This is a genomic window from Telluribacter sp. (assembly GCF_035998675.1).
In the GTDB taxonomy this organism is placed as follows: domain Bacteria; phylum Bacteroidota; class Bacteroidia; order Cytophagales; family Spirosomataceae; genus Telluribacter.
In genome coordinates, this window is record NZ_DASYHI010000019.1 from 60,954 (window position 1) to 83,647 (window position 22,694).

A 22,694-nucleotide genomic window follows, 5' to 3' on the forward strand; every position below is an offset into this window, starting at 1 on the left:
AAAAAGCCCGGCTGCTACGAAACAACCGGGCCTGACATCAGAAATATTTGGCTCTATGGATTAAATAAGATCGGCCAGCCGTACCTGGGCTTAGTTGGTCAGCTCCTTTTTAAGCTTGTCTTTAAACACTTTCCTGAACTTATCCAGCTTGGGGGCCACTACAAAAGCGCAGTACCCCTGCTCGGGATTATTGGCGAAGTAGTTTTGGTGGTAGGCTTCGGCGGTATAAAACTTCTCCGTCGGACTGACCTCCGTTACGATGGGTTTCCCGAAGGCCCCCGACTTATCCAGTTCGCGTTTGGCCTGCTCGGCCAGTTGCTTCTGCTCGTCGTTGTGGTAATAAATCACCGAGCGGTACTGGGTACCTACGTCGTTGCCCTGGCGGTTGAGGGTAGTAGGGTCGTGGCTGCGGAAGAAAGCTTCCAGCAGGTCGGCGTAGCTGATTTTGGCCGGGTCGTAGTTTAACTGCACGCATTCGGCGTGGCCGGTAGTACCTTCGCATACGGCTTTATAGGTAGGGTTAGGTATCTGCCCTCCCGAATAGCCGGATACTACGTTATAAACGCCATTCAGCGATTCAAAGACGGCCTCCGTACACCAGAAACAGCCGGTGCCAAAGGTGGCGGTTTGCAGTCCGGCGGCGGATGAAGTGGGTTCGTTATTCATTTTTTTCTGTTGATTTTTGGTTGATTGAGCGTAAGACACTACTGTTATAAAGCTCAGTAGCACGAGCGTAAAAAACCGGAGGGTTGTTTTCATGCCAACTATGTTGTTTTTTTGATCTGATATACCCATTAACGATCTGTAGCCGGGGAAAGTTTAGCTGTCCGGCTGCCGGTCATGACCCGTTTTGTATGACCTACCTCCACGTCAAAGCCCTGCACATCATATTTGTGGTAAGCTGGTTTGCGGGCCTGTTCTACCTGCCGCGCCTATTTGTGTACCATACCGAGGCGCAGCCGCTGCCCGATCGGGAGCGCAAGGTACTGTTCGCTCAGTTTACCAAATTTGAAAAGCTGCTTTGGAACGCCATCATGACGCCCGCCATGTGGCTGACGCTCCTTACCGGCGCTACCATGCTGTACATTACCCCCGACTGGCTCAACCAGGGCTGGATGCAGCTCAAGCTGGCCTTTGTGCTAGGGTTGCTGGGGTACCATTTCTATTCCCGAAAGTTGCTGCTGGAGATCCGGCAGGAACAATTTCGCTTCTCGTCGCTGCAGCTGCGCCTCTGGAACGAAGTAGCCACGGTCTTTCTCTTCTCTATCGTGTTTCTGGTAGTACTTAAAAATACCCTCGACTGGATCTGGGGCGTAGTCGGGCTCATCGCCTTTGCGGTACTTATTATGTCTGCCGTGCGGATTGCCAAAAAGATCCGGGAAAAAAAACAGGGACAGGTACCTTAATCTTTACTAAAAAAAACCGGAATGAAAACATTTGAAACCCTGGTAAAACTAACCTCCTGCCTCGGTCAGGAAATAGGTGTAAGTCCGTACCTGACCATTACGCAGGACATGATCAACGACTTCGCCAAAGCCACCGGCGACCATCAGTGGATACACGTGGACGTCGAGAAAGCCCGGCAGTTTTCTCCTTTTAAAACACCCGTCGCGCACGGTTTCCTGACGCTGTCGCTGGCGCCCCGGCTCATGGCCGATCTGTTCAGGGTACTTTCGGTGAAGATGGGCGTTAACTACGGGGCCAACAAGGTACGCTTCACCTCGGTGGTACCTTCAGGTAGTCAGGTACGTATGCGGGCCACGCTGCTAGAAACCGAAGAGGTACCCAACCACGGGCTTAAAATCATAGTGCAGTGTATTTTCGAGCTGGAAGGGCAGGAAAAGCCCGCCTGCGTAGCGGAGCTGATCTCGGTACTGTACGAGTAAGTACCTTCCCCGCTCACCACCGACCCCAAAATGTTTCAGGAGTTCACCAGACTGAAAATATAAAAGCCTTGCAAGCGGCTGCTTGCAAGGCTTTTATATTCCAATGTACCGAAGGCGGGACTCGAACCCGCACAGGGCAACCCCCACACGCCCCTGAAACGTGCGTGTCTACCAATTCCACCACTTCGGCGAGTATTACACATCAGGGAGTGCAAATATACAGCTACCGATTTCAATTAAGCAAGAGATAGCCGGTACTATCCCGGAAAAAATTATTGCTACCTGGCTATCTGCTTCTCTTACAGGATTACACTTTCGTACAGGGCCGGAATGTGTACATCCCGAAAGCCCGCCTTTTCCAGCTTAAGCCGAAAAGAAATCTGCGTTTCGTATTCACCGTGTACCAGAAACACCCGCTGTACCCGCGCCGGGTCCTGGCACAGGAGGTAGTCGATCATTTCGTTGTAGTCGCCGTGGGCCGAGAAAGAGTCCATCACTTCCACCCGCGCCTTCACGGCAAGGATTTCTCCGAATATTTTCACCTCCTTGTCGCCCCGCTTGAGGGCGCCGCCCAGGGTATTGGGTGCACTGTACCCGACAATCAGAATGGTAGTATTAGGGTCTTCGATGTTGTTCCGGATGTGGTGCTTGATGCGGCCCGCCTCAGCCATACCCGACGACGATATAATAATGCAAGGCTCATCGCGCCCGTTCAGGGCCTTAGAGTCGGCGACGTCGGAGATGTAGTGCAGGTAGGGAAAATCAAACGCATCACCGTCTTTCTCGATATAGTCCAGAATTTCCGGGTTGAAGTAGTCGCTGTTTTCCTGCATCACCCGCGTGGCCCGCACCGCCAGCGGACTGTCAATATACACCGGCAGGCGGGGTAGCTGGCCCACGCTTGAAAGCTGGTCGAGGGCGTAGATCAGCTCCTGGGTACGGTCTACGGCAAAAGCCGGAATGAGCAGTTTCCCGCGCCGCTCTACGCAGGTTTCGTGTACAATGCGCAGCAGGTGCGCCTTCATATCGGTTGGGGGCTCGTGCAGGCGGTCCCCGTAGGTCGACTCACAGATAATATAATCGGCCTGCCGGAAAGGCTCCGGCTTACCCAGAATACTGTCATTGGGGCGGCCAATATCACCGGTAAAAGTCAGCTTCCGGTAAGTACCCGCGTCGGGCAGGGTCAAATGCACGGCCGCGCTGCCCAGCAGATGTCCGGCATCCGTAAAAAACGCTTCTACGCCGCTATCGCCCAGTTGAAAAGGCTGATTGTAGCTGACCGGTCTGAACAGGTCCAGGGCGCGCTCGGCATCCTGCGCATTATACAGAAGTTCCAGCTCGGGACGATCCTGCCGACGGCGACGTTTGTTAATCCGTTCCGTATCTTTCTCCTGAATATAAGCACTATCCAGCAGCATGAGCCGGCACAGGTCGGCCGTGGCAGCAGTACAGTATATGGGTCCCTTGAATCCCTTCCGCACCAGGCGGGGAATAAGGCCCGAGTGGTCGATGTGGGCGTGCGACAGAAGCAGGTAGTCTACCTCCGAAGCCTTAAAGCCAAAATCCTGGTTAAACTCGTCGGTTTGTATACCCTGAAACAAGCCACAGTCCAGCAGAATACGTGTACCACGCTCGGTAGTGATAAGGTGCTTGCTGCCGGTAACGGTCCGGGCCGCTCCAAAGAACTGGATCTGCATAAGGGTAATGGTTTAGTACATAGAAAATCGGGAGCCGGACCTCAGTCCGCCAGTACGTATATAGCATCTAGGTTACGCCCCAGGCCGTCGTAGTCCAGGCCGTACCCCACTACAAACCGGTTCTCAATCTCAAATCCTACGTACTTGAGGTCAATGGCCGTTTTCAGCGCTTCCGGTTTGTGGAGCAGGGTCACTACCTCTACCGAAGCGGCCCCCTTCGCTTTGAGTTGGCTTACCAACTCACTCATGGTCAGTCCGGTATCTACGATATCTTCAATTACAATCACCTCCCGGCCCTGTACCGTTTCGGCCAGGCCCAGAATCTGCTTTACCTTCCCCGTCGACTGGGTCTGCTCGTAGGAGGCCAGCCGTATAAACGATATTTCGCAGAGTACATCTACGCCTTTGAGCAAATCCGACGCAAACATGAAAGCCCCGTTAAGTACTACCACAAACAGCGGATTCCGGCCTTTATAATCCCGACTGATTTCCCCTCCCATTTCCACAATACGCTGTTCCAGCGTGGTCTTTTCGATGAAGGGTGCGAAAACTTTATCTTTAACAGTAACCATAGCTCTTAGTAAGAAGGGGGCCAAATTAATCTATTTTTCAAAAACATAGCCCCTGCCAAACGGAAAATCCAAAACTAACGTTACATGGTCAGATTGCCGAAATAGCCAAAAATGAAAAGACTGAAAGACCTGATCCTCCCGCTGTTTGTTGTTCTTCTGGCCCTGCCGGCAGCCCGTGCTCAGCTGTACTCGTCAGCCGACCTGGACAAGAATTACGACATGCTCCTCAAAAACCCCGGTGTGCAAATTGAAGCCACCGAGGCTATAAACCTATTGTATAACTTTAAGTTTGCCGAAGCCGACAAAGAGTTTCGCTGGCTGAAGTACCGCTACCCCAAGCACCCCATGCCGCACTTCCTGATGGGACTGGCCGAATGGTGGAAGATTGTACCAAATACCGACAATACCGCCTACGACGACCGCCTGATTGCCCAGATGGATTCGAGCCTGGCGCTGGCGGAAAAAATGTACGATGAAAGAGAGAACAAAGTAGAACCGGCTTTTTTCCTGGCGGCTTCCTACGCGTTTAAAGGCAGGCTTTACTCCGAGCGCAAGCAGTGGGCCAAAGCCACCTTGGCCGGTAAAAGTGCCCTGAAGTACATGGAACAAAGCAAAGGCTACGGCGAGCTGAGCCCGGAGCTGCTCTTTGGCGACGGTATTTATAACTACTACGCCGAATGGATACCCAGGGAGTACCCGCTGCTCAAGCCAATTCTGGTATTTTTCCCGAAAGGAAACAAAAAACTGGGCGCCCAGCAACTGGAAAGAGTAGCCAACAACGCCTTCTACACCCGCGTAGAAGCCCGGTACTTCCTGCTGCAGATTTACAGCATGGAAAATGAGTACGGTAAAGCCTACGATATGGCCCGGTACATGTGGCAGACCTACCCGGATAACCCTTACTTTGAAAGGTACTTCTGCCGGACGGCCTTTGTTACGGGTCACATGGCCGAGGCCCAGCAGGCCGCGCGTAACATTCTGGACAAAATAAACCGGGGTATGCCGGGCTACGAAGCCGTAAGCGGACGCAACGCCGCCTATGTACTGGCCTACTACAACCACAACTACTCCCGGAACTACCAGGAAGCGCGCGTCAACTACCAGCAGGCTATTAATTTTTCGGTGCAAACCAAGTCCATGAACGCCGGGTACTACGTGTCGTCGCTGCTGGGACTGGGAAAAATAGCCGAAGCCGAAAAAGATTTCGACGAAGCCCAACGCTACTACAAGCTGGCGTACGACAAGGCCGAGCGGAAGTCGAGCCAGCACGATGAAGCCAAAAAATCCATTGATAATCTCAAAAAGATTCGCCGCGACGCCCGCCGCAACCGGAAAAAATAAACGAGGAAAACCGTGAAATTAATGACAAAGCCCCGCTATCTCTGGCGGGGCTTTGTCGTAAATGACCCGTGTGTTCTGAGACTCTCCTACCGGGAACAAAACAGCCGACCAAGACGAAAAAAATATTCTTTGCAAGGTACTTGCAGATGCAGTGTTTTTATAGAATCTTTCTCCCGTAAAACTCTCCTTGTTAGTATCTTCACTCTTAAACAGTACTTGTCCATACCATGCCCACATCTTCTCCTGCTTCTACCAAGGCCTATCCGCCTCCGTCCTCCTTTTTCGTTGTTTGGGTGTTTCGGCTAAGTACTTAGTTGCCCGGCTTGTACTTTGCTGCGTATTCTACTTTATCAGGTACTTGTTGTGCGGCAGCTTGAACGAGTACCAAAGCTTTAAGTACCCAACTTATATACTACTTATACCCTCCTATCATCCATACACTAATATGCTTCCTTCTCTACTACCTTCTTTCCTAAAACCGTGGCCCTGCCTACTGGCGCTATGGCTTAGTACCTCCTTGTACAGTACCGCCCAGACTATTACTACCTACGCTGGAGGTGGTATAGGCGACGGTGGAGCCGCTACAAGTGCCAGTTTGAATAACGCTTTTGGCGTTGCGGTAGATACGGACGGGAATATTTATATAGCCGATACAGACAATCACCGTATCCGGAAAATTAGTAATAGCGATGGCACTATCAGTACAATTGCCGGAAATAGCGAAGTAGGATACGCAGGCGACGGAGGCCCCGCAACCAGGGCCAGTCTTTCGAGTCCTGCCGGGGTAGCCGTAGATGCAGCCGGGAATCTTTATGTTGCGGATTTAGAGAATTACCGGATCCGGAAAGTCAGCAAGAGTGATGGTACAATCAGCACCATAGCCGGTAATGGCCTTTCCTATTATCATGGAGATGGAGGAGCCGCTACCAGTGCCGGCCTTTCCCGCCCTATCGGGATAGCCGTAGACAAGAACGGGAATGTTTATATAGCGGAGGAATACAGCCACCGCATTCGTAAAGTACAAGCCAGCGACGGTACCATCACCACCGTAGCAGGCAACGGGTTTGCCTACAGTAGTGGTGACGGAGGGCCTGCTACCAGTGCCAGTCTCTTTCGCCCGAAAGGAGTAGCCCTGGACGCTGAGGGTAATATTTATATTGCCGATTGGGGAAACTTTAAAATTCGAAAAGTAAAAATCAGTGACGGCACCATAAGTACTGTAGCGGGTAGTGGTTCTCTTGTGTTCGGCGGCGATGGCGGCCCCGCTACCAGTGCTGGCTTTAGTAACCCAAGTGGTGTGGCGGTTGATGCCATCGGCAATATTTACATTGCAATTCCAACCCATCGTCGCATTCGCAAGGTTAGCGCCAGTGACGGTACTATTTCAACCATAGCAGGTACGGGTACTCCGGGATATAGTGGCGATGGAGGAGCCGCTACCAGCGCCCGGCTTTTTGAGCCGGGCGGAGTAGCAGTGGATGCGACCGGAAATGTGTTCATTGCTGATATATACAACCAGCGCATTCGAAAAATTACAGTTAGTGATGGTACCATCCAGACCGTAGCGGGCAATGGCTCTATGAATTTCCTGGGTGAAGGATTGCCCGCTACCAGTGCCGGGTTAAGCCGTCCTTCAGGTATAGCGTTGGATGCCGCTGGTAACCTTTTTGTGTCGGCCAACAACCGCATCCGAAAAGTTAGTGCCAGCGACGGCACTATCCATACGGTGGCAGGTACCGGTACCTCTGGATTCAGTGGTGACGCTGGGCCTGCTACCAGTGCCAACCTACGATCCCCAAAGGGAATCGCAGTGGATGCTTCCGGAAACCTGTACATCGCAGACTATAACAACCACCGCATTCGTAAGGTACACAGCAACGATGGTACCATAAGTACAGTAGTGGGTAGTGGCACAGCCGGATTCAGTGGTGATGGCGGACCGGCAGCTAACGCCCAGCTGAACTTTCCAGTCGGAGTCGCGGTGGACGCGGCCGGAAATCTATATATTGGTGAAGAGGGCAATCGGCGCATTCGAAAGGTTAACAGCAGCGATAGTACTATTTCGACAATTGCAGGAAACGGTACCATTGGATACGGTGGTGACGGCGGAGCTGCAACCGATGCCAGTATCTCTGCGGCTACAAGTATGATTTTCGATGCTGCTGGAAATATTCTTTTTGCCGATCACTACAACCACTGTATCCGTAAAATTAATGGAAACGATGGTACTATCAGCACCATTGCTGGTAGTAATCTGAATGGATTCAGCGGAGATGGTGGCCCCGCTACCAGCGCACAACTTACGGCTCCTAGCGGTGTAGCCCTCGATAAAGCCGGCAACATCTACATTGCTGATCGTGGTAATAACCGGATCCGATTCATAAATATCCAAAGCGGTACAATCAACTCTGTTACCGGCACTGGCTCCCCCACGTTCAGCGGTGATGGAGGACCTGCGCTCAGTGCTGGTATTAATGATCCTTATAGTGTTGTCGTTGATCAGTCAGGTAATTTATTCATTTCTGATAGCTACAACAACCGCATTCGCCTCGTCAGCCAGACGATTAGTACGCTACAATCGGGCAACTGGGAAGACCTGGCTACCTGGAACCTCGGCCGAATTCCCCAGGCAGATGACAAAGTTATCCTCGACCAGAGCCATACAGTAACTATCAATAGCCCTGCTACGGCGAAGTCGGTTGAGTACCGTTCTAATGCGCAACTGTTAGTAACAGGTACCAACGGCTCCTTACAAATAGGTCAATAAGGTTCCTGATTTTATAGGCCCTACTCAGTATAAAAAATAACCAACCTCATTATGCTACCTTCTCTTCAAAAACATTACTGGCTCTGCCTGCTGGCTCTTTGGCTTAGCATCTCCTTATATAGTACTGCTCAAACTATTACAACATTTGCTGGTGGAGGTGCTGGAGATGGTGGAGCCGCTATACATGTAGGCATCAGCTTTCCCTCAGGTGTAGCCGTAGATCTGACTGGCAATATTTATATTACCGATGAACTTAACCACCGTATTCGCAAAGTCAATGCCAGCGATGGAACTATTAGTACAGTAGCAGGAAATGGAGTAGAAGGATATGGTGGTGACGGTGGAGCAGCTACCGATGCGAATATTTTTCGTCCATCAAAGATAGCATTGGATGCCGTTGGAAACCTCTATATTGCTGATGCAGGGAATCAACTTATTCGCAAAGTCAATGCCAGTGATGGAACCATTAGTACAGTAGCAGGAAATGGTATCCCTGGATTCAGTGGTGATGGAGGACCGGCAACTAGTGCCAGTCTGAATTATCCTGCTGGTGTAGCCGTGGATGGATCCGGAGATATATACATTGCCGATAAGGACAACCAGCGCATCAGAAGAGTAAGCGCCAGCGATGGTACAATCAGTACAATAGCGGGAAATGGTAACCGGGCATATGGTGGTGATGGCGAAGCTGCTACTGAAGCCAGTTTTTTCGATCCACATAACATTGCGCTGGATGCAGCCGGAAATATTTATATAGCTGATTGGGGTAATAGCCGTATCCGCAAGATTAATAAAAGTAATAATACTGTCAGTACTTTGACAGGCAATGGCTGGCGAGGCTTTTATGGAGATGGAGGTGATGCAAAAGATGCCGTCATAAACTATCCAAAAGATGTTTCTGTGGATGCAGCAGGCAATATTTATATTGCCGATACAGAAAATCTTCGTATCCGTATGATCGAAGCTGCTACTAATAAAATAAGTACAGTAGCAGGTAACGGAAAGGCTAGTTTTGATGGTGATGGTGATCTTGCTACAAATGCTGGTTTAATCCCAACAGGAGTAACAGTAGATAAAAATGGTAACATCTTCATAGAAGATCGGGGGAATTTTCGAATCCGAAAAATCAATAAAGAAAATGGTATAATAACTACTGTTGCAGGTAATGGAACTCGACGATACAGTGGTGATGGGAGAGCAGCTACCAATGCGAGCCTTAACTACCCGTCTGATGTCGCACTGGATTCTAATGGTAATTTATTTATCGTAGACAATGATAATCATTGCATTCGCAGAGTCAATAGAAGCAACGGATTAATAAGTACAGTAGCCGGTAATGGCCAACGAGGCTTCAGTGGCGATGGGGAAATTGCCACCAATGCTCGCCTACATAATCCATCGGGTATAATCCTTGATAAGTCCGGCAACTTGTATATTGCTGATCAGGGTAATCATCGCATTCGTAAAGTTAGTGCCTATAATGGCACTATCAGTACAGTAGCAGGTACTGCTTTAATAGGCTTTAATGGGGATGGCATGGATGCTACTACTACCAGCCTGTCGTCTCCGGCCAGTATTGGGGTCGACTCTGCTGGTAACTTATACATTGCGGATCACGGAAACAATCGCATCCGTAAAGTTAGTGTGACTGATAATAAGGTTTATACTGTAGCCGGTACTGGAAGGTATGACTTTGGTGGTGACGGTGGAGCCGCAACTCAGGCGTATCTTAACTACCCAGTAGACATTGCATTAGATGTAGCAGGAAATATGTATATAGCCGATCGGGGTAATCACCGAATACGTAAGGTGGATGCCACTGATGGCACTATTAGTACCGTGGCGGGCAACGGAATCAATGCATATAGTGGAGACGGAGATCTGGCTACAAGTGCAAGTTTTAGTAACCCTGTCAGTGTAGCTTTGGATGCAGCCGGGAATCTATATATTGCTGATATGAGCTATCGTGTGCGCAAAATCTCTGTTAGCAGTGGAATAGTAGATACAATCACAGGAAAAGGAACTGCTGAATTTGGTGGTGATGGTGGCGCTGCAATAAATGCTAATCTTATACCTGGCGATATTGCGGTAGATAAGGTTGGCAATATTTTTATTGCAGATGTTACCAATCATCGCATACGTATGGTAAGAGGTACAATCATTAGTAAAGCATCCGGTAATTGGGAAGACCCAACCATGTGGAATATTGGAATGGTACCCTTATCGAACGATAAAGTAATCCTCGACCAGAATCATACCATAACTATCAATAGACCCGCTACGGCGAAGGAGATAGAGTACCGGCCCAATGCTAAATTAATATTAACGAAAAACACCGGTTCTTTGCAAGTAGGACAGCAATAGCCACTTACGAAGAAAGCCCCGCTATCTCTGGCGGGGCTTTGCTGTGAATAAGAAGAAAGTTCAAGTACCTGCGATTCAGGGAATCGGCATGGTTTTGCTTTCTTTGAAGGTCGACAGGATCACCATCGTCTGGGTGCTGGCTACTTCTTCTATTTCGTTGATTTTTTCCAGCATCAGTTTCTGATAGGTACTGATATCTTTGGATATGACCTTAATTAGGAAGTCGCCCGTACCGGTGATGTGATGGCACTCAATAATTTCGGGGATGGAATTTACTTTTTCTACGAATGACTCCGTCACGGCTTTTTTATGACCTACCAGGGATATCTGCACGAAGGTAGTTACCCCCAGACCTACTTTTTCGGGATCAAGCTGGGCGTGGTAGCTCTTGATGATTCCCGCCAGTTCCAGCTTTTTAACGCGTTCGAGGGTAGGTGCCGGGGAAAGTCCTATTTCTTTAGAAAGCTGGGCGTTTGTAATTTTGGCATTTGATTGTAGAATCTCAAGTACCTTACGATCTATCTGATCGAGTTTTAATGTGGAAGACATCGCTCTATTACAGGGTTAATACTCTATCTGGTTTTGCTCGCGCAAAGCTACTTCATTTCCCGAATATTATTGCAAATAAATACTGAATATTTGTTTAATGATAAAATTATCGTGGGCAAATACCCATTTTTGCCCTTCAATATTAGGTTTCAGCTAATTTTGACCTACGCTCTCCTTTTTTACAAACCTGTCTTTCAAAGCAGGTCCCGCGGGTACCGGGCTTTTCCCGGCTGATTTTTATCCAACGCTCCCGGCTACGCTTATTAAATTGTATTATAAACAGAAACGTAGAAGTACTACCGCCGCCGGGACAGCGCAGTCAAACGGGACAAAGCCGGTAGCGGCCGGGCCGGTACCGGAAGAAAAAGAAAGTACTATTTAAAGAACAGAGCGGCAGGCGCTTCAAAAGCTTCCTGCCGCTCCGTGTGGTAATAGTATACTGGCTTTTACACCGCGTAGGCCTCAATCTTCTGGAGGAAGTCCTGGTAGGTAGCCCGTATTCCCTCTTCCAGCCCGATGCGGTGTTGCCAGCCGCGGTTGTGCAGCTTGGTCACGTCCATCAGCTTGCGGGGGGTACCATCCGGCTTGTCGGTGTTCCAGCGCAGCTCGCCTTCGTAGCCAACTACCTCCCGTATCAGCCCGGCCAGGGACTTGATGGTCACGTCGTCACCTACGCCAATGTTGATCAGTTCGGGTTCGCTGTAGTGCTGCATCAGGTAGTAGCAGGCGTCGGCCAGGTCGTCGGCGTGCAGGAACTCCCGCCGCGGCGAGCCGGTACCCCATAGTTCTACGTACGGCTTGTCCTCGGCTTTTGCCTCGTGAAACTTGCGAATCATGGCGGGCAGCACGTGCGAGTTATTGAGGTCGTAGTTGTCGTTGGGACCGTACAGGTTCGTAGGCATTACCGATATAAAGTCGCAGCCGTACTGGCTCCGGTAGGCTTCACACAGTTTAATACCGGCTATTTTGGCAATGGCGTAGGGCTCGTTGGTAGGCTCCAGAATACCCGTCAGCAGGTAGTCTTCGCGCAGCGGCTGGGGGGCCATTTTGGGATAAATACAGGAAGACCCCAGAAAGAGCAGTTTTTTAACCCCCGCCCGGTAGGCACTGTCAATGACATTGTTCTGAATCTGTAGGTTATCCAGTAAAAATTCGGCACGATAGGTGTTATTAGCCATAATGCCCCCTACTTTGGCGGCCGCCAGGAATACATAGTCGGGGCGTTCAACATCAAAGAAATCCCGGACAGCCTGCTGGTGACGCAGGTCCAGTTCGGAAGAGGTGCGGAAAACAAAATTGGTGTATCCGTCGGCTAACAGCCGGCGGTGGATGGCCGAGCCCACCATACCCCTGTGGCCGGCTATGTAGATTTTGGCGTTTTTTTCCAAGGTGCAGAAAAGTTTGTTAATTTGTAAGTCAATAACCCGGAGGACTGTTCGTTACAAAGGTAACAATCTTGACCCGAAGAATCTGTTAAATTTATGCAAAGGAGCGTGCTCGGATGTTGTATTGTGTGGATCGGTCTTTCCTCGATGGCCTGGGCGCAAACCGCAAAACCCAAAAAATCGACGAAGGAGCGGATGCAGCAGTCGCAGGCAAAGGCCGACAGCCTGCGGGACCGGCTCCAGCGCTCTACCGGTCTGGAGGCCCAGCTTCCCGGCATGAATCCATCGGGTTCCCTGGCGCTGCCGGGCGGAAAAGGCAAAACAACCGACCTCTCTACACTCCTGGGCGAAACCATCCCCGATTTAGGCCTTAAAGCAAAAGAATACAAAGACCACCGCGCCGAACGCCGCCGCAAAGCCAAAAAAGGCCGCCTGGCCCGGGTACAGTACGAGGGGATTCTGATGGAGAAATTGGCCGTGAAGTTTGGAAGCGGCGACCGCGCCACCATCGAAGAGTTTCACGTGCTGAAAGAGTACCAGCCCATCAGCCCCTATGTACGTAACACGCAACTCCGCTGGTACGATCTCAAAAAGAAAAACCTGAGCTCATCGGTCATACAGGAAAAAGAAAAAGCACTCCCGCTGCACGGCCCTTACAAACGCTATACGGCGGGTGTGCTGGTGGAGGAAGGCTACTACTATATGGGTACCAAAGACGGCCGCTGGGCTCGGTATGACGCTAAATACAACCTCCTCGACAAAAGCCACTGGTACCGGGGCTTCCCGGCCGAATCGAGGATTACCTGGTACGACTCTGCCCATACCAAAATCAAGGAGGTAGTACCGGTACAGTTTGGCATAGTGGACGGCGAGTACCTGCGCTTCTACGACGGCGGCCAGCTTATGACCACCGGCAAATACGAGCGCGGCAAGAAGGTCGGGCGCTGGATAGAGTACTACCAGTACCGCCGTCAGCGAAAACAGGAAACCCAGTACCCCGCCACCTGCTGGGACGAAGACTTCGAACCCTTTGTGCTGCGTGAGTGGGACGACAAGGGAAAAATGCTGTATGACTACTCCAAAGATCCGCGGGCGTCGGCGGAGGTAGTGGAAGGCGATAACTGAGGCATTGCGGGTAGTTAGTCCAAATCTTTTCTATTTTTGGCGTTGTGTTCGACCAACAGAGCGCTTTTTTTATGCAAGTACCCCCAAGAATTCAAGCTTCTTCCAATAATAAACCGCCCCTGGCGTTTCAGCGGCTGGCGCTCCGGTGGCCGGCACTCCGGTGGCTGGCCCCGGTTCTGTGCCTCCTGCCCGTAGTACTCTACGGCTGGGCTTTTTTCAAAGTAGCCTACAACGTCAACTACATTGCCTACGACGACATTACTATCCTGGGTGTCATTCCGGGCTTTGAGGAAGCTGCCTGGCCCGAGCGCTGGCGCCGGCTCACCGATCTGTTTCCCGAGCACCGCCTGGTTTTTTCCCGCTCGCTGGTCCTCTTTTTCTACCAGGTACTGGGCCGGGTGGATCTGGTGTGGCTGATGGTGGTAGGCAACCTGTGCTGGGCGGGCTGTGCCTGGCTTTTCTACCGGGTTTTCCGGAAACTGGGTCTCTCGCTCTGGTACTTCGTCCCGGTTATGTGGCTGTGGTTTCAAATCCAGTCTTTTGAGAATATCTACTGGGGGGTTAGCTCCCTCTGCAACTTCGGCGTTATTTTCTTTGCGCTGCTGGCCTTTTATCTGGCTACGCACCACCCCCGGCGGCTCGTGGCCGCCCTGCTGGCCGCGGTAGCGGCTACCTTTACCTATGGCAATGGACTCATGGCCTTTCCGGTACTGGCCGGGCTGGCCTGGATCACCGGCCGCCGGAAACCTTTTTTCATAACCGTGGCCGTAACGGCTTTCATCGCCTTTATCTACTTTATTGATTTCACCCCCATTACCCAGAGCCTGAGCCTGTCTGATTCAGAACAGGTACAGGAAGGGGTGGCGGGCTTTTTTGGCTTTATCGGCTCGCTGGCTACGCTCTGGGGTTACGCGGCCTATACTCCCTACGACTACATGCTGCCGGTGGCCGTAGTAGCGGGCGTAGTCCTGGTAGGCTTATTCCTGTATATTTTCAGAAAACAGCTCGCTTCCCTTTTCACTTCCCTCTGGGGAAAGCCCGTCCAGCTACCGGCGGGGGCTTTGTTCGGCCTCGCTATTATCCTTTTTGTGGTTATTACGGCCGCGGCGGTTATCTACAAGCGCATCCCTACCGACTCGTTTGAAGGCATGTTCAAGGGCCGCTATCGCATGTACTCAGCCCTGTGGGTAGTGGGGGTATACCTGGCAGCCGTTTCCTTTTATCAGCTTAAAGACCGGGTATTGGTCCTGCTCATTCCGGCGGCTATCCTGCTCAACCTCGTTATTCTTTTTACCAATTTCGCTCCGGCCGTCAGCAACCGCCGCCAGGCCATCGCCTACGAATTTAACACCCGCTATAATGTGGATTGGCTGGGACTGAAAATGTTTGATATTGACCAGGTGCATTTTGAACAGATACGTTCCTACTACGGGTCTGATGATCCCCTGGCCGAGGGCTGGAACCCCCGCACGCTTACCGACGCCCTGACCTGCACCGGTACCCGGGCCGTGGATACGCTCTTCGCCACAAACGGCGGAATCACCATCCAGACCTCTGCCCCGCTGCTTTCCTCCACTTCCAGCTATACCGACGGCGCTTACTATATACTTAAGTCGGACCGGCACGTGTATATCTCTTCGGCCAGTCAGACGGCCGTACCTTTCCAGACCTTTGTGCGAAGGTTCCGGTACTTCAGTCAGCACTTTACCGGCTACTACGACCAGGCCACCATCGAACCCGGTACGTACCGCCTTTATCTGCTGGTCCGGGAAGGGGGAAACAACCGGATCTACTGCACCAACCGCAGCTGGGTTGAAACCGACTAAGTGACTCAGTACCGCTGGTGCAGCCCGGTCAGGATACGCTCTACTTCTTTACGGACTTCGGAGCTCGTGCGGGTAAAGTTGTTGTTCATAAAACTAAACAGCAGCGTTTTCCCCTTCCGGGTAACCAGGTAGCCGCTCAGGCTGTAATTGTTACTCAGCGAGCCGCTCTTGGCAAAAATAAACGTTTCCTCCCCTTTGAATATATTCCGCAAAGTACCCGTCTTACCGCCCCGCGCCAGAAGCGCAAACAGTCGCTCCCGGGGTACCTTCTGATAAATCTTCTCCAGCAACTTCACCATCGTGCGCGGCGTAAACAGGTTATAGCGCGAAAGTCCCGAGCCATCCCGCCAGATGGGGCGATCGGGCAGGTCGTTCAGGTGGTGCTCCAGGGCGTGTTCAATGGCTTGTTCGGTATTGAGGGGCAGCCTATTGGCAGCCGCGTAAAGCAGCATGAGCTGCTCGGCCAGCATGTTGTCGCTCACCTGCATCATACGGGCGTACAGGGAGTCCGAAGGAATACTGTAAACAGTACGCAAGGGCTGGCCTTCCAGCGATTCGTTCACTAGCCCCACGGGCCGGTACAAGGCTACTGCCAGCAGGTCGGCCGTGAGCTGGTGCGACATCCTGACCGGTACGTCCTGTTCCAGGCCCGGAGGTAGTGCGTACAGGGAGTGGCGAAACAGGTTCCGGTCTTCGTCGCGCCGGATACCCGGTACCGTCGTGTCGGTCAATAGGGAGTCGCGCCAGTAGCGGGGGCCCACGTACAGCAGCCGCGTCGAATCGCTCACAAAGCGGGCCATGTTACCATAGACCGGCAGCGGCGACCGCTCGGGCTGGTAGTAGCCGGTGTAGTCGTCCCAGGCCCAGCCGGGTCCGAAGCGCTCGTTCTGGTAGTTGGCGGGGGAGAAAAACAACCGCTCCGGTCGGCTCCGCAGAAAGCCGTATACCGCGCTCATGGGCAGGTCCGGATGCAGCAGCGACGGATCACCCGTTCCTCTGAATACCAGGCTATCGCCCCACACCTGGTACTGTAGCCCCGGCAGCGAATCGCCCAGTACCGACAGCCCGGCGTAAAAACTAAACAGTTTGGTGTTGGACGCCGGGGTAAAGTACTTGTCGGACTGGTGGGAAGCCAGTGTCTTTTGCCGGGCCGGATCGTACACGGCTATACCTACCTGGTGCCCGCTCAGGACCGGGGAGTTTTTCAGTTCACGCTTCACGTAGTGGGAGACCGAGCAGCTGGATAGTGTAAGGATACTTAATACAAAAAGGACTAAACGCATGTAGGGGTAGTTGATTCAGTAGATCAGGGAATTGATAAATATAGATAGTAACGTGATATAGGTTAATCTAGCGTATCAATTATTTGTACCTGCCGTCAGGCATCTTTACAACCGGAAACATTCTCTTCCATCTCCGGCTCTTTTTACTTTTCTGGGTGATGACAGCTTTCGCCTTCCTTTCCGGCTATTTCAATCCAGTTCAATAAAGGTTTTATTCTCCACTAATGTGTATGTTGGCTTGATTCAACGTCTTTGGGTACTGTCGGCTTTCGCCCTCACGGCCGGGCTCATTGGCATTTTTAGACTCTTTCGGGTAATGCTGTCGTTTGCCCTCACGGCCGGGCGGGCCCCGCCCTCTCAACACCACTTGATTTTACAGCCCTGCGCCAGCCAGCCACACACAAGGCTGTAAAAAATGTGGCTTATGAGAAGGCTGATAGAGTTAGCATATTTCATGTATAGTAGCCTAGACCAACGATAATTCTAGATTAGTTATCGAAGACTTAATCTTTTATTGACTTTATACCTTTATAAACAGTGCTACGACCATGGAGACTGCAAAAATTCTCAGCTCTCTCATAAGCCGCCTATTGTGTTAGCCTTTGTGCGTAAGCCCTGCGCAGGCTAACAGAATTAAGCGGTGTTGAGAGAGCGCCGCCCGCCCGGCGGAGGAGGGCAAACGACAGCATTACCCGGAAGAGTCTAAAAATGCCGATGAACCCGGCGGAGGATAGCGAAAGCTGGCAGTACCCATAGTAGTTGAACTTAGTTAACGAATATAGGGGATAGCAACTGATATTTGATAAGGCAATTATCCGAAATATAACCTTGATTTAAGTACTTTGCAATGGATAAGAGGTAATGTTCCTGCGGCAAGCGCTATGAATGATATTCAGGGTATACTCAAACACTACTGGGGCTACGACGGCTTTCGCCCGGTTCAGGAAGAAGCCATCCGGGCCGTGCTGGCGGGCTACGATTCCCTGGTACTGCTACCCACCGGCGGCGGAAAGTCCCTCTGTTTTCAGGTACCGACGCTGGCGCAGGAGGGTATCTGTATTGTCGTGACGCCGCTCATCGCGCTCATGAAAGACCAGGTCGAGCAGCTCCGGCGGCGACAGATTCCCGCGGCGGCTATCCACGCCGGCATGAACCGCCACGAAATTGACATTACCCTCGACAACTGCATCCACGGCCAGACCAGGTTCCTGTACGTGTCGCCGGAGCGCCTGCGGACCGACATCATGATGGAGCGTACCAAACAAATGAAGGTATGCCTGCTGGCGGTGGACGAAGCCCACTGCATATCGGCCTGGGGGTACGACTTCCGCCCTTCCTACCTGCTCATCGCTGAGTTCCGGAGCCTGCTGCCGGGGGTACCCGTTATGGCCCTCACGGCTTCGGCTACGGCTGATGTACAGAACGACATCCAGGACAAGCTCCAGATGCGGCAGACGCAGGTATTCCGGCAGTCGTTTGCCCGCGCCAACCTTTCCTACTCGGCTTTTCACGAAGAAAGCAAGGACCGCAAGCTCCTCCAGATCCTGCACAACGTACCCGGTACGGCCATCGTGTACGTGCGCACCCGCAAGCGCACCCGCCAGGTTTCCGACTGGCTCAACCAGCAGGGCATCCGGTCCGAATACTACCACGCGGGCCTCTCCTACCGCGACCGTTCCGACCGGCAAACCGCCTGGCTCCGCAACCGGGTGCGGGTTATAGTGGCTACCAACGCCTTTGGTATGGGTATCGACAAGCCCGACGTGCGCAGCGTTATTCACCTCGACCTGCCCGATACCCTCGAATCCTACTACCAGGAAGCGGGCAGGGCCGGACGCGACGGGCGCAAAGCCTACGCCGTGGCCCTTTTCCACGCGAAGGATGCCGACGAAATGGAAAAAAATATTGAGCGCAAGTACCCCCCGGCCGACCTGCTGCGCCGGGTGTACCAGTCGCTCGCCAACTACTGCAAGGTACCCGTCGGGGGCGGCGAACTGGGTAGTTACGACCTGGACATCCACGAGTTTACCGGCATTTTTGGACTGCCCGTGTCCGATACCCACTTTTCTCTTAAATTACTCGAGGACGAAGGTTTTATTCAACTCAACGAAGCCTACTACGCGCCGTCCCGGCTGCACTTCCGGGTCGACAACCGCCAGCTGTACGATTTCCAGCTGCGCTACCCCGACTACGACCAATTTATCCGGCTGCTGCTCCGCATGTACGGCGGAGAGTTATTTACCGACTACGTCAGAATAGCCGAAACTGACATTGCCCAAACCTACTACGCGCCCCTGCCGGAGGTACAGCAGCGTCTCCTTTTTTTACAGGAGCGCGATATTGTGACCTACGAAAAGCAGCGTGACAAGCCCCAGCTTACCTTCCTGACGCCCCGCTTTGAAGCCGAGCAGCTGCCTTTAAATCTTTTTGAAATCCAGAAAAAAAAAGAGCGGGACCTTCGCAAGGCCCAGGCAGTAATCCACTACGCCCGCCACGGGCAGCAGTGCCGTACCCTGCTCCTGCTTGATTACTTCAACGAGAAAAACGGCGAAGCCTGCGGCCTGTGTGATATATGCGTGCAGAAACGCAAGGCCGAAACCGTTCACGAAACGGGCATACCACTCAGCCAGGAAATCGTGTTACATGTACAGCAGCACGGCCCCGTAGCCCCGCGCCCGCTGAGCCAGGCTTTTGGCCGGGTTCCCGAAAAACAACTGCTGCATACCGTGCGTTACCTTATCGAGCAGGAGATACTGGTCTACGACGAAATAGGAAAATTAGCTTTAAATCCACAGCACCCCTTATGAAACCTTTTTTTTTCCGGTCAGCCACTGGTTTGTTTATCCTCAGCCTGATTTCCCTGCTGCCCGTCCGGGCCCAGCAGGTACCGGGGCTTCACCTGAGCAACTACGGCGGCCTTTACCGGGCTACTTACAACCCGGCGGCGCTGGGTGGCTCGCGCTACCGCTGGCAGCTCAACGTTGCCTCACTGGGTAGTACCATCAACGGCCGCTACTTTACTTTTCTTGGCCGCAACTCCCTGTTTTACCCCCTCCTGGCCCCTCACTCTACCGACGAACTCTACGGGCGCTCCCGCACCATGGGCTCCCTTTCCCAGGGTGACCCGGTGTACCTGGCCAGCGACATCCGCTGGCCTTCGGTCATGGTATCAATGGGTCGGCGGCACGGCATCGCTTTCCAGTTCCGCTCGCGGGGCTACGTGACCGGAGAAAATATACCGGCCGGTATCCGCACCCTCTACTTCCGCCGGCTCGACACCCCCGCTACTCCCGTTGAGCAGGGCGAGTGGGGCGAGTTCCGGCTCCTGCAGCAGAGCTTCTCCGAGGCGAGCTTCTCGTACGGTATCCTGCTCCTGGACCTGCCTGCTCATAAACTGCGCGCGGGGGGTACCGCCAAAAAAATCTTCGGCGCGCGGGCGGCTTACCTGCGCGGTACCGTCGACCGCTACCAGATTCAGCCCGTTGCCACGTCAGAAACGGAAAAAGAACTGGTGCTGAATGGGTTTACCTACGAAAGTGGCTACAGCCAGCCCAATCAGCCCCTGCGGGTAAGTGATTTGTTTGACGCGCAGCAGTACGCGCAGGGCTGGGGCTACGACCTGGGTGCCAGCTACGAGTTGGGGTCCGTCTGGGACAAGGGAAAAATCGACAATGACGCCCGCTCCGGCTATCTCATCCGGCTGTCCGCTTCGCTTACCGACCTGGGCGCTATTCAGTACCAGACCGCCAGCAGCCAGGTTACAGCCGGGCAGCAAAGCCGGACCGTGATCGGGCAGGAGGCCCTGGAAACCATGGCCGACCGGAGCGCCGACGGCTTTATTGACTTGTTTCCCGCGCAGTCTACTACCACGCTGGCGGGCGAAGCGCCGCTTCCGGCCGCCGTACACCTCGAGGCCGATCTGCAGCTGATGCGTTCGTTCTTTATTAATGTTGCCCAAACCAAACGCTACGGCCAGCCCGAAGGCCCGCTGGCTATCAGCCAGCCCAATGTCTTGTCCATTACCCCCCGCTTTGAGGGGGAAGACAATGACATCGCTTTCCCCATTTCTTTTATAGAAGGAAACAAAACGGTAACTGTCGGCCTGTTGGCCCGCTTTGGGCCTATTTTCGCCGGATTCAGTAATCTGGGGGGAATGTTAAAAGGGCGCGCGGCCATTCCGGGGGCACCCCGGGCCTCCTTCATGTACGTAGGCTTCTCCCTCTGGAAACTAAAGGAAACTGCTGCCACTAAACAGTAGAAAGGGTTTGGAAAGGTTCGAAAGGAGGAAGGAATAAAAGGAGGAAGGGATAAAAGGATAAAAGGAGGAAGGGATAAAAGGATAAAAGGGGAAAAGGTAAAAGAAATAAGGGACTTTTCAGGTACTTATAGTACATCTATCTACTACATGCGGTTACAGGGTCGGAAGGTGAGGTCTCGCAGGAGCGAGACCAGCCAACTATCGGCGGGTTGGCGGCAATTGCGGCGGGTCGCCGTATATCCGGGCGACCGCCGCTAACAACCTTCCTAATTTTATATGAAATCTGATAATCTGTATTAAGTACTTACGCAAAGTTACTTTGCATTAGAATTATTTACAATGCGCTATTATACAACAACTTAGAAAGCTAACCGCTAAAAGCTAATTTCTAATAACTACTTACTAATTTAAAAACGCCTCCTCTACCTCTACCATTACTTCGCACTCAAGGGCGCAGGTGCGGCAGGCTTCGGCACAGATACGGCAGTGCTCCTCGTCGTGCTTATCGCATTCGGCGGCGCAGGTATAGCACAGGTCGGCGCACAGGGTACATACTTTACGAAGGTAGTCGGAGTCAGTGGCCGAAAAACGGGCGCAGAGATTACAGAGTTCGGCGCAGTCAAGGCAGGCCTGTATACAGTTGATCATTTCCTCGCGGGCCATTTTGATGCCCTCATTCGCACAATCCAGACAAGCGGTGTAGCACGCCAGGCACGCTTCCACGCAGGGTATTACTTCCTTTTTCATCTTACTCAGGTTTTTGGTTTAGTAAAACAGGTGAGGTTGTCTGTTTAAAAAACCAGACCCGCCCCTACGGCCCCGTTGCTACCCCCTCCCAATCCGCCGCTAACGGCCCTTCCCCATTACCTGTCCAGAGCGCCTGTGGAAAATCCTGTACGCTGGGGAAACCCCATAGTACCCACCCGCCCAGCGGCTTCCCCACTTGCCTGTTTTCCCAAAGGACAAAAAAAACAGGTACCGCCGCACGGCAGTACCTGTTTCCTGTATTAAGTATGTTATATCGCTACTGCCAGAATACCCGGGCGGGCTGTAACAGACCGTACACAGCCTTTCCTGCCAGCGTTACAAACCAGCCATTCAGGGAAAGTCCTTCTCTGCTTTCGGGCTGACTACCCGCTTTTTCATCGCCGGTGTTGCTGTCATCATAGACCAGTCCTACTATCCAGCGGGCCAACTGCTGGGTAAGCGCCACCGCCGAGTTTTCGCAGCATACCTCTTCCTCCTTGTTTACATTTGTAGAGGACCCAGTGGACACTGCCCCAGTGGACGCTGCTACTACTGCCGTGCGGGTCGCTGTTACCGGCGTTTTCCGGGCTTCCTTCTTTGACTTGAGCATCTTCTGGGCGGCAAACATATTGTGTGCGTACCCGGTAGCACCTGCCTGCTGCAGGCTGAGCAGGCTAATCAACATCATCACGGTCAGTAGTTTCAATGCTTTCATGGCTATTTTTTGTGGCTATACGCGCTGGGCGTTTCCTTTAAATTGGTGATTGTTTTTCCTCTTACTTTCCCTCTTTCAGATCAATTACCTGACAAAGGTAGAACTTTATATAGTACTATGCAACACATAGTACCTTGTTTTTTATTAATTTTTGTTAAAAGTTCTATTTTCGTTAGAAA

General features: G+C 52.3%; 17 protein-coding genes and 1 tRNA gene. 9 read left to right on the plus strand and 9 right to left on the minus strand.

Translation table 11 applies throughout. The features are described from left to right. Positions 1 to 90: 90 nt before the first annotated feature. Entirely contained in the window at positions 91 to 759 is a 669-nt protein-coding gene (gene msrA, locus VGN67_RS12560) for a peptide-methionine (S)-S-oxide reductase MsrA (RefSeq protein WP_327487190.1), read from the minus strand. 95 nt (positions 760 to 854) lie between these two features. Between msrA and VGN67_RS12565 the strand changes: the two genes are divergently transcribed. Both VGN67_RS12565 and VGN67_RS12570 read left to right on the plus strand, forming a co-directional pair. Next, positions 855 to 1,406: a CopD family protein gene (locus tag VGN67_RS12565; protein WP_327487191.1), complete on the plus strand. Its 552-nt coding sequence runs from the start codon at positions 855 to 857 to the stop codon at positions 1,404 to 1,406. Between the two features lie 21 nt (positions 1,407 to 1,427). Beyond that, entirely contained in the window at positions 1,428 to 1,886 is a 459-nt protein-coding gene (locus VGN67_RS12570) for a MaoC family dehydratase (RefSeq protein WP_327487192.1), read from the plus strand. Positions 1,887 to 1,992: 106 nt separating this feature from the next. On the opposite strand, the gene VGN67_RS12575 is transcribed toward VGN67_RS12570, so the two are convergent. The 3 genes from VGN67_RS12575 to hpt form a co-directional block, all read right to left on the minus strand. Continuing rightward, positions 1,993 to 2,076 (minus strand) — tRNA-Leu (locus VGN67_RS12575). A 109-nt stretch (positions 2,077 to 2,185) separates the two neighbouring features. Next, complete coding sequence (locus VGN67_RS12580) at positions 2,186 to 3,583, minus strand: MBL fold metallo-hydrolase (protein ID WP_327487193.1); 1,398 nt, start codon at positions 3,581 to 3,583, stop codon at positions 2,186 to 2,188. Positions 3,584 to 3,624: 41 nt separating this feature from the next. Then, positions 3,625 to 4,155: a hypoxanthine phosphoribosyltransferase gene (gene hpt, locus VGN67_RS12585; protein WP_327487194.1), complete on the minus strand. Its 531-nt coding sequence runs from the start codon at positions 4,153 to 4,155 to the stop codon at positions 3,625 to 3,627. A gap of 120 nt (positions 4,156 to 4,275) precedes the next feature. Between hpt and VGN67_RS12590 the strand changes: the two genes are divergently transcribed. From VGN67_RS12590 to VGN67_RS12600, 3 genes are all read left to right on the plus strand, one after another. Continuing rightward, positions 4,276 to 5,496, plus strand: coding sequence for a tetratricopeptide repeat protein (locus VGN67_RS12590; RefSeq protein WP_414717322.1), 1,221 nt, complete (start codon positions 4,276 to 4,278; stop codon positions 5,494 to 5,496). A gap of 445 nt (positions 5,497 to 5,941) precedes the next feature. Beyond that, positions 5,942 to 8,263 (plus strand): hypothetical protein, encoded by a 2,322-nt coding sequence (locus VGN67_RS12595; protein ID WP_327487196.1) that lies wholly within the window; start codon positions 5,942 to 5,944, stop codon positions 8,261 to 8,263. Positions 8,264 to 8,314: 51 nt separating this feature from the next. After that, positions 8,315 to 10,627, plus strand: coding sequence for an NHL repeat-containing protein (locus VGN67_RS12600; protein ID WP_327487197.1), 2,313 nt, complete (start codon positions 8,315 to 8,317; stop codon positions 10,625 to 10,627). Positions 10,628 to 10,702: 75 nt separating this feature from the next. On the opposite strand, the gene VGN67_RS12605 is transcribed toward VGN67_RS12600, so the two are convergent. Together VGN67_RS12605 and fcl are read right to left on the minus strand one after the other, a co-directional pair. Then, positions 10,703 to 11,176: an Lrp/AsnC family transcriptional regulator gene (locus VGN67_RS12605; protein WP_327487198.1), complete on the minus strand. Its 474-nt coding sequence runs from the start codon at positions 11,174 to 11,176 to the stop codon at positions 10,703 to 10,705. Positions 11,177 to 11,622: 446 nt separating this feature from the next. After that, complete coding sequence (gene fcl / locus VGN67_RS12610; RefSeq protein WP_327487199.1) at positions 11,623 to 12,564, minus strand: GDP-L-fucose synthase; 942 nt, start codon at positions 12,562 to 12,564, stop codon at positions 11,623 to 11,625. Between the two features lie 93 nt (positions 12,565 to 12,657). Between fcl and VGN67_RS12615 the strand changes: the two genes are divergently transcribed. Further along, positions 12,658 to 13,686 (plus strand): hypothetical protein, encoded by a 1,029-nt coding sequence (locus VGN67_RS12615; protein ID WP_327487200.1) that lies wholly within the window; start codon positions 12,658 to 12,660, stop codon positions 13,684 to 13,686. A gap of 71 nt (positions 13,687 to 13,757) precedes the next feature. Continuing rightward, positions 13,758 to 15,512 (plus strand): hypothetical protein, encoded by a 1,755-nt coding sequence (locus VGN67_RS12620; protein WP_327487201.1) that lies wholly within the window; start codon positions 13,758 to 13,760, stop codon positions 15,510 to 15,512. Between the two features lie 5 nt (positions 15,513 to 15,517). On the opposite strand, the gene VGN67_RS12625 is transcribed toward VGN67_RS12620, so the two are convergent. Next, positions 15,518 to 16,795: a D-alanyl-D-alanine carboxypeptidase/D-alanyl-D-alanine-endopeptidase gene (locus VGN67_RS12625; RefSeq protein WP_327487202.1), complete on the minus strand. Its 1,278-nt coding sequence runs from the start codon at positions 16,793 to 16,795 to the stop codon at positions 15,518 to 15,520. 881 nt (positions 16,796 to 17,676) lie between these two features. Here VGN67_RS12625 and VGN67_RS12630 point away from each other — a divergent pair. After that, complete coding sequence (locus VGN67_RS12630; protein ID WP_327487203.1) at positions 17,677 to 19,602, plus strand: ATP-dependent DNA helicase RecQ; 1,926 nt, start codon at positions 17,677 to 17,679, stop codon at positions 19,600 to 19,602. After that, positions 19,599 to 21,053, plus strand: coding sequence for a DUF5723 family protein (locus VGN67_RS12635; protein WP_327487204.1), 1,455 nt, complete (start codon positions 19,599 to 19,601; stop codon positions 21,051 to 21,053). Before VGN67_RS12630 ends, VGN67_RS12635 begins: the two co-directional genes overlap by 4 nt. Before the next feature lie 402 nt (positions 21,054 to 21,455). On the opposite strand, the gene VGN67_RS12640 is transcribed toward VGN67_RS12635, so the two are convergent. Continuing rightward, entirely contained in the window at positions 21,456 to 21,800 is a 345-nt protein-coding gene (locus tag VGN67_RS12640) for a four-helix bundle copper-binding protein (RefSeq protein ID WP_327487205.1), read from the minus strand. A gap of 277 nt (positions 21,801 to 22,077) precedes the next feature. Continuing rightward, positions 22,078 to 22,515: a hypothetical protein gene (locus tag VGN67_RS12645; RefSeq protein WP_327487206.1), complete on the minus strand. Its 438-nt coding sequence runs from the start codon at positions 22,513 to 22,515 to the stop codon at positions 22,078 to 22,080. Between the last annotated feature and the right edge of the window lie 179 nt (positions 22,516 to 22,694).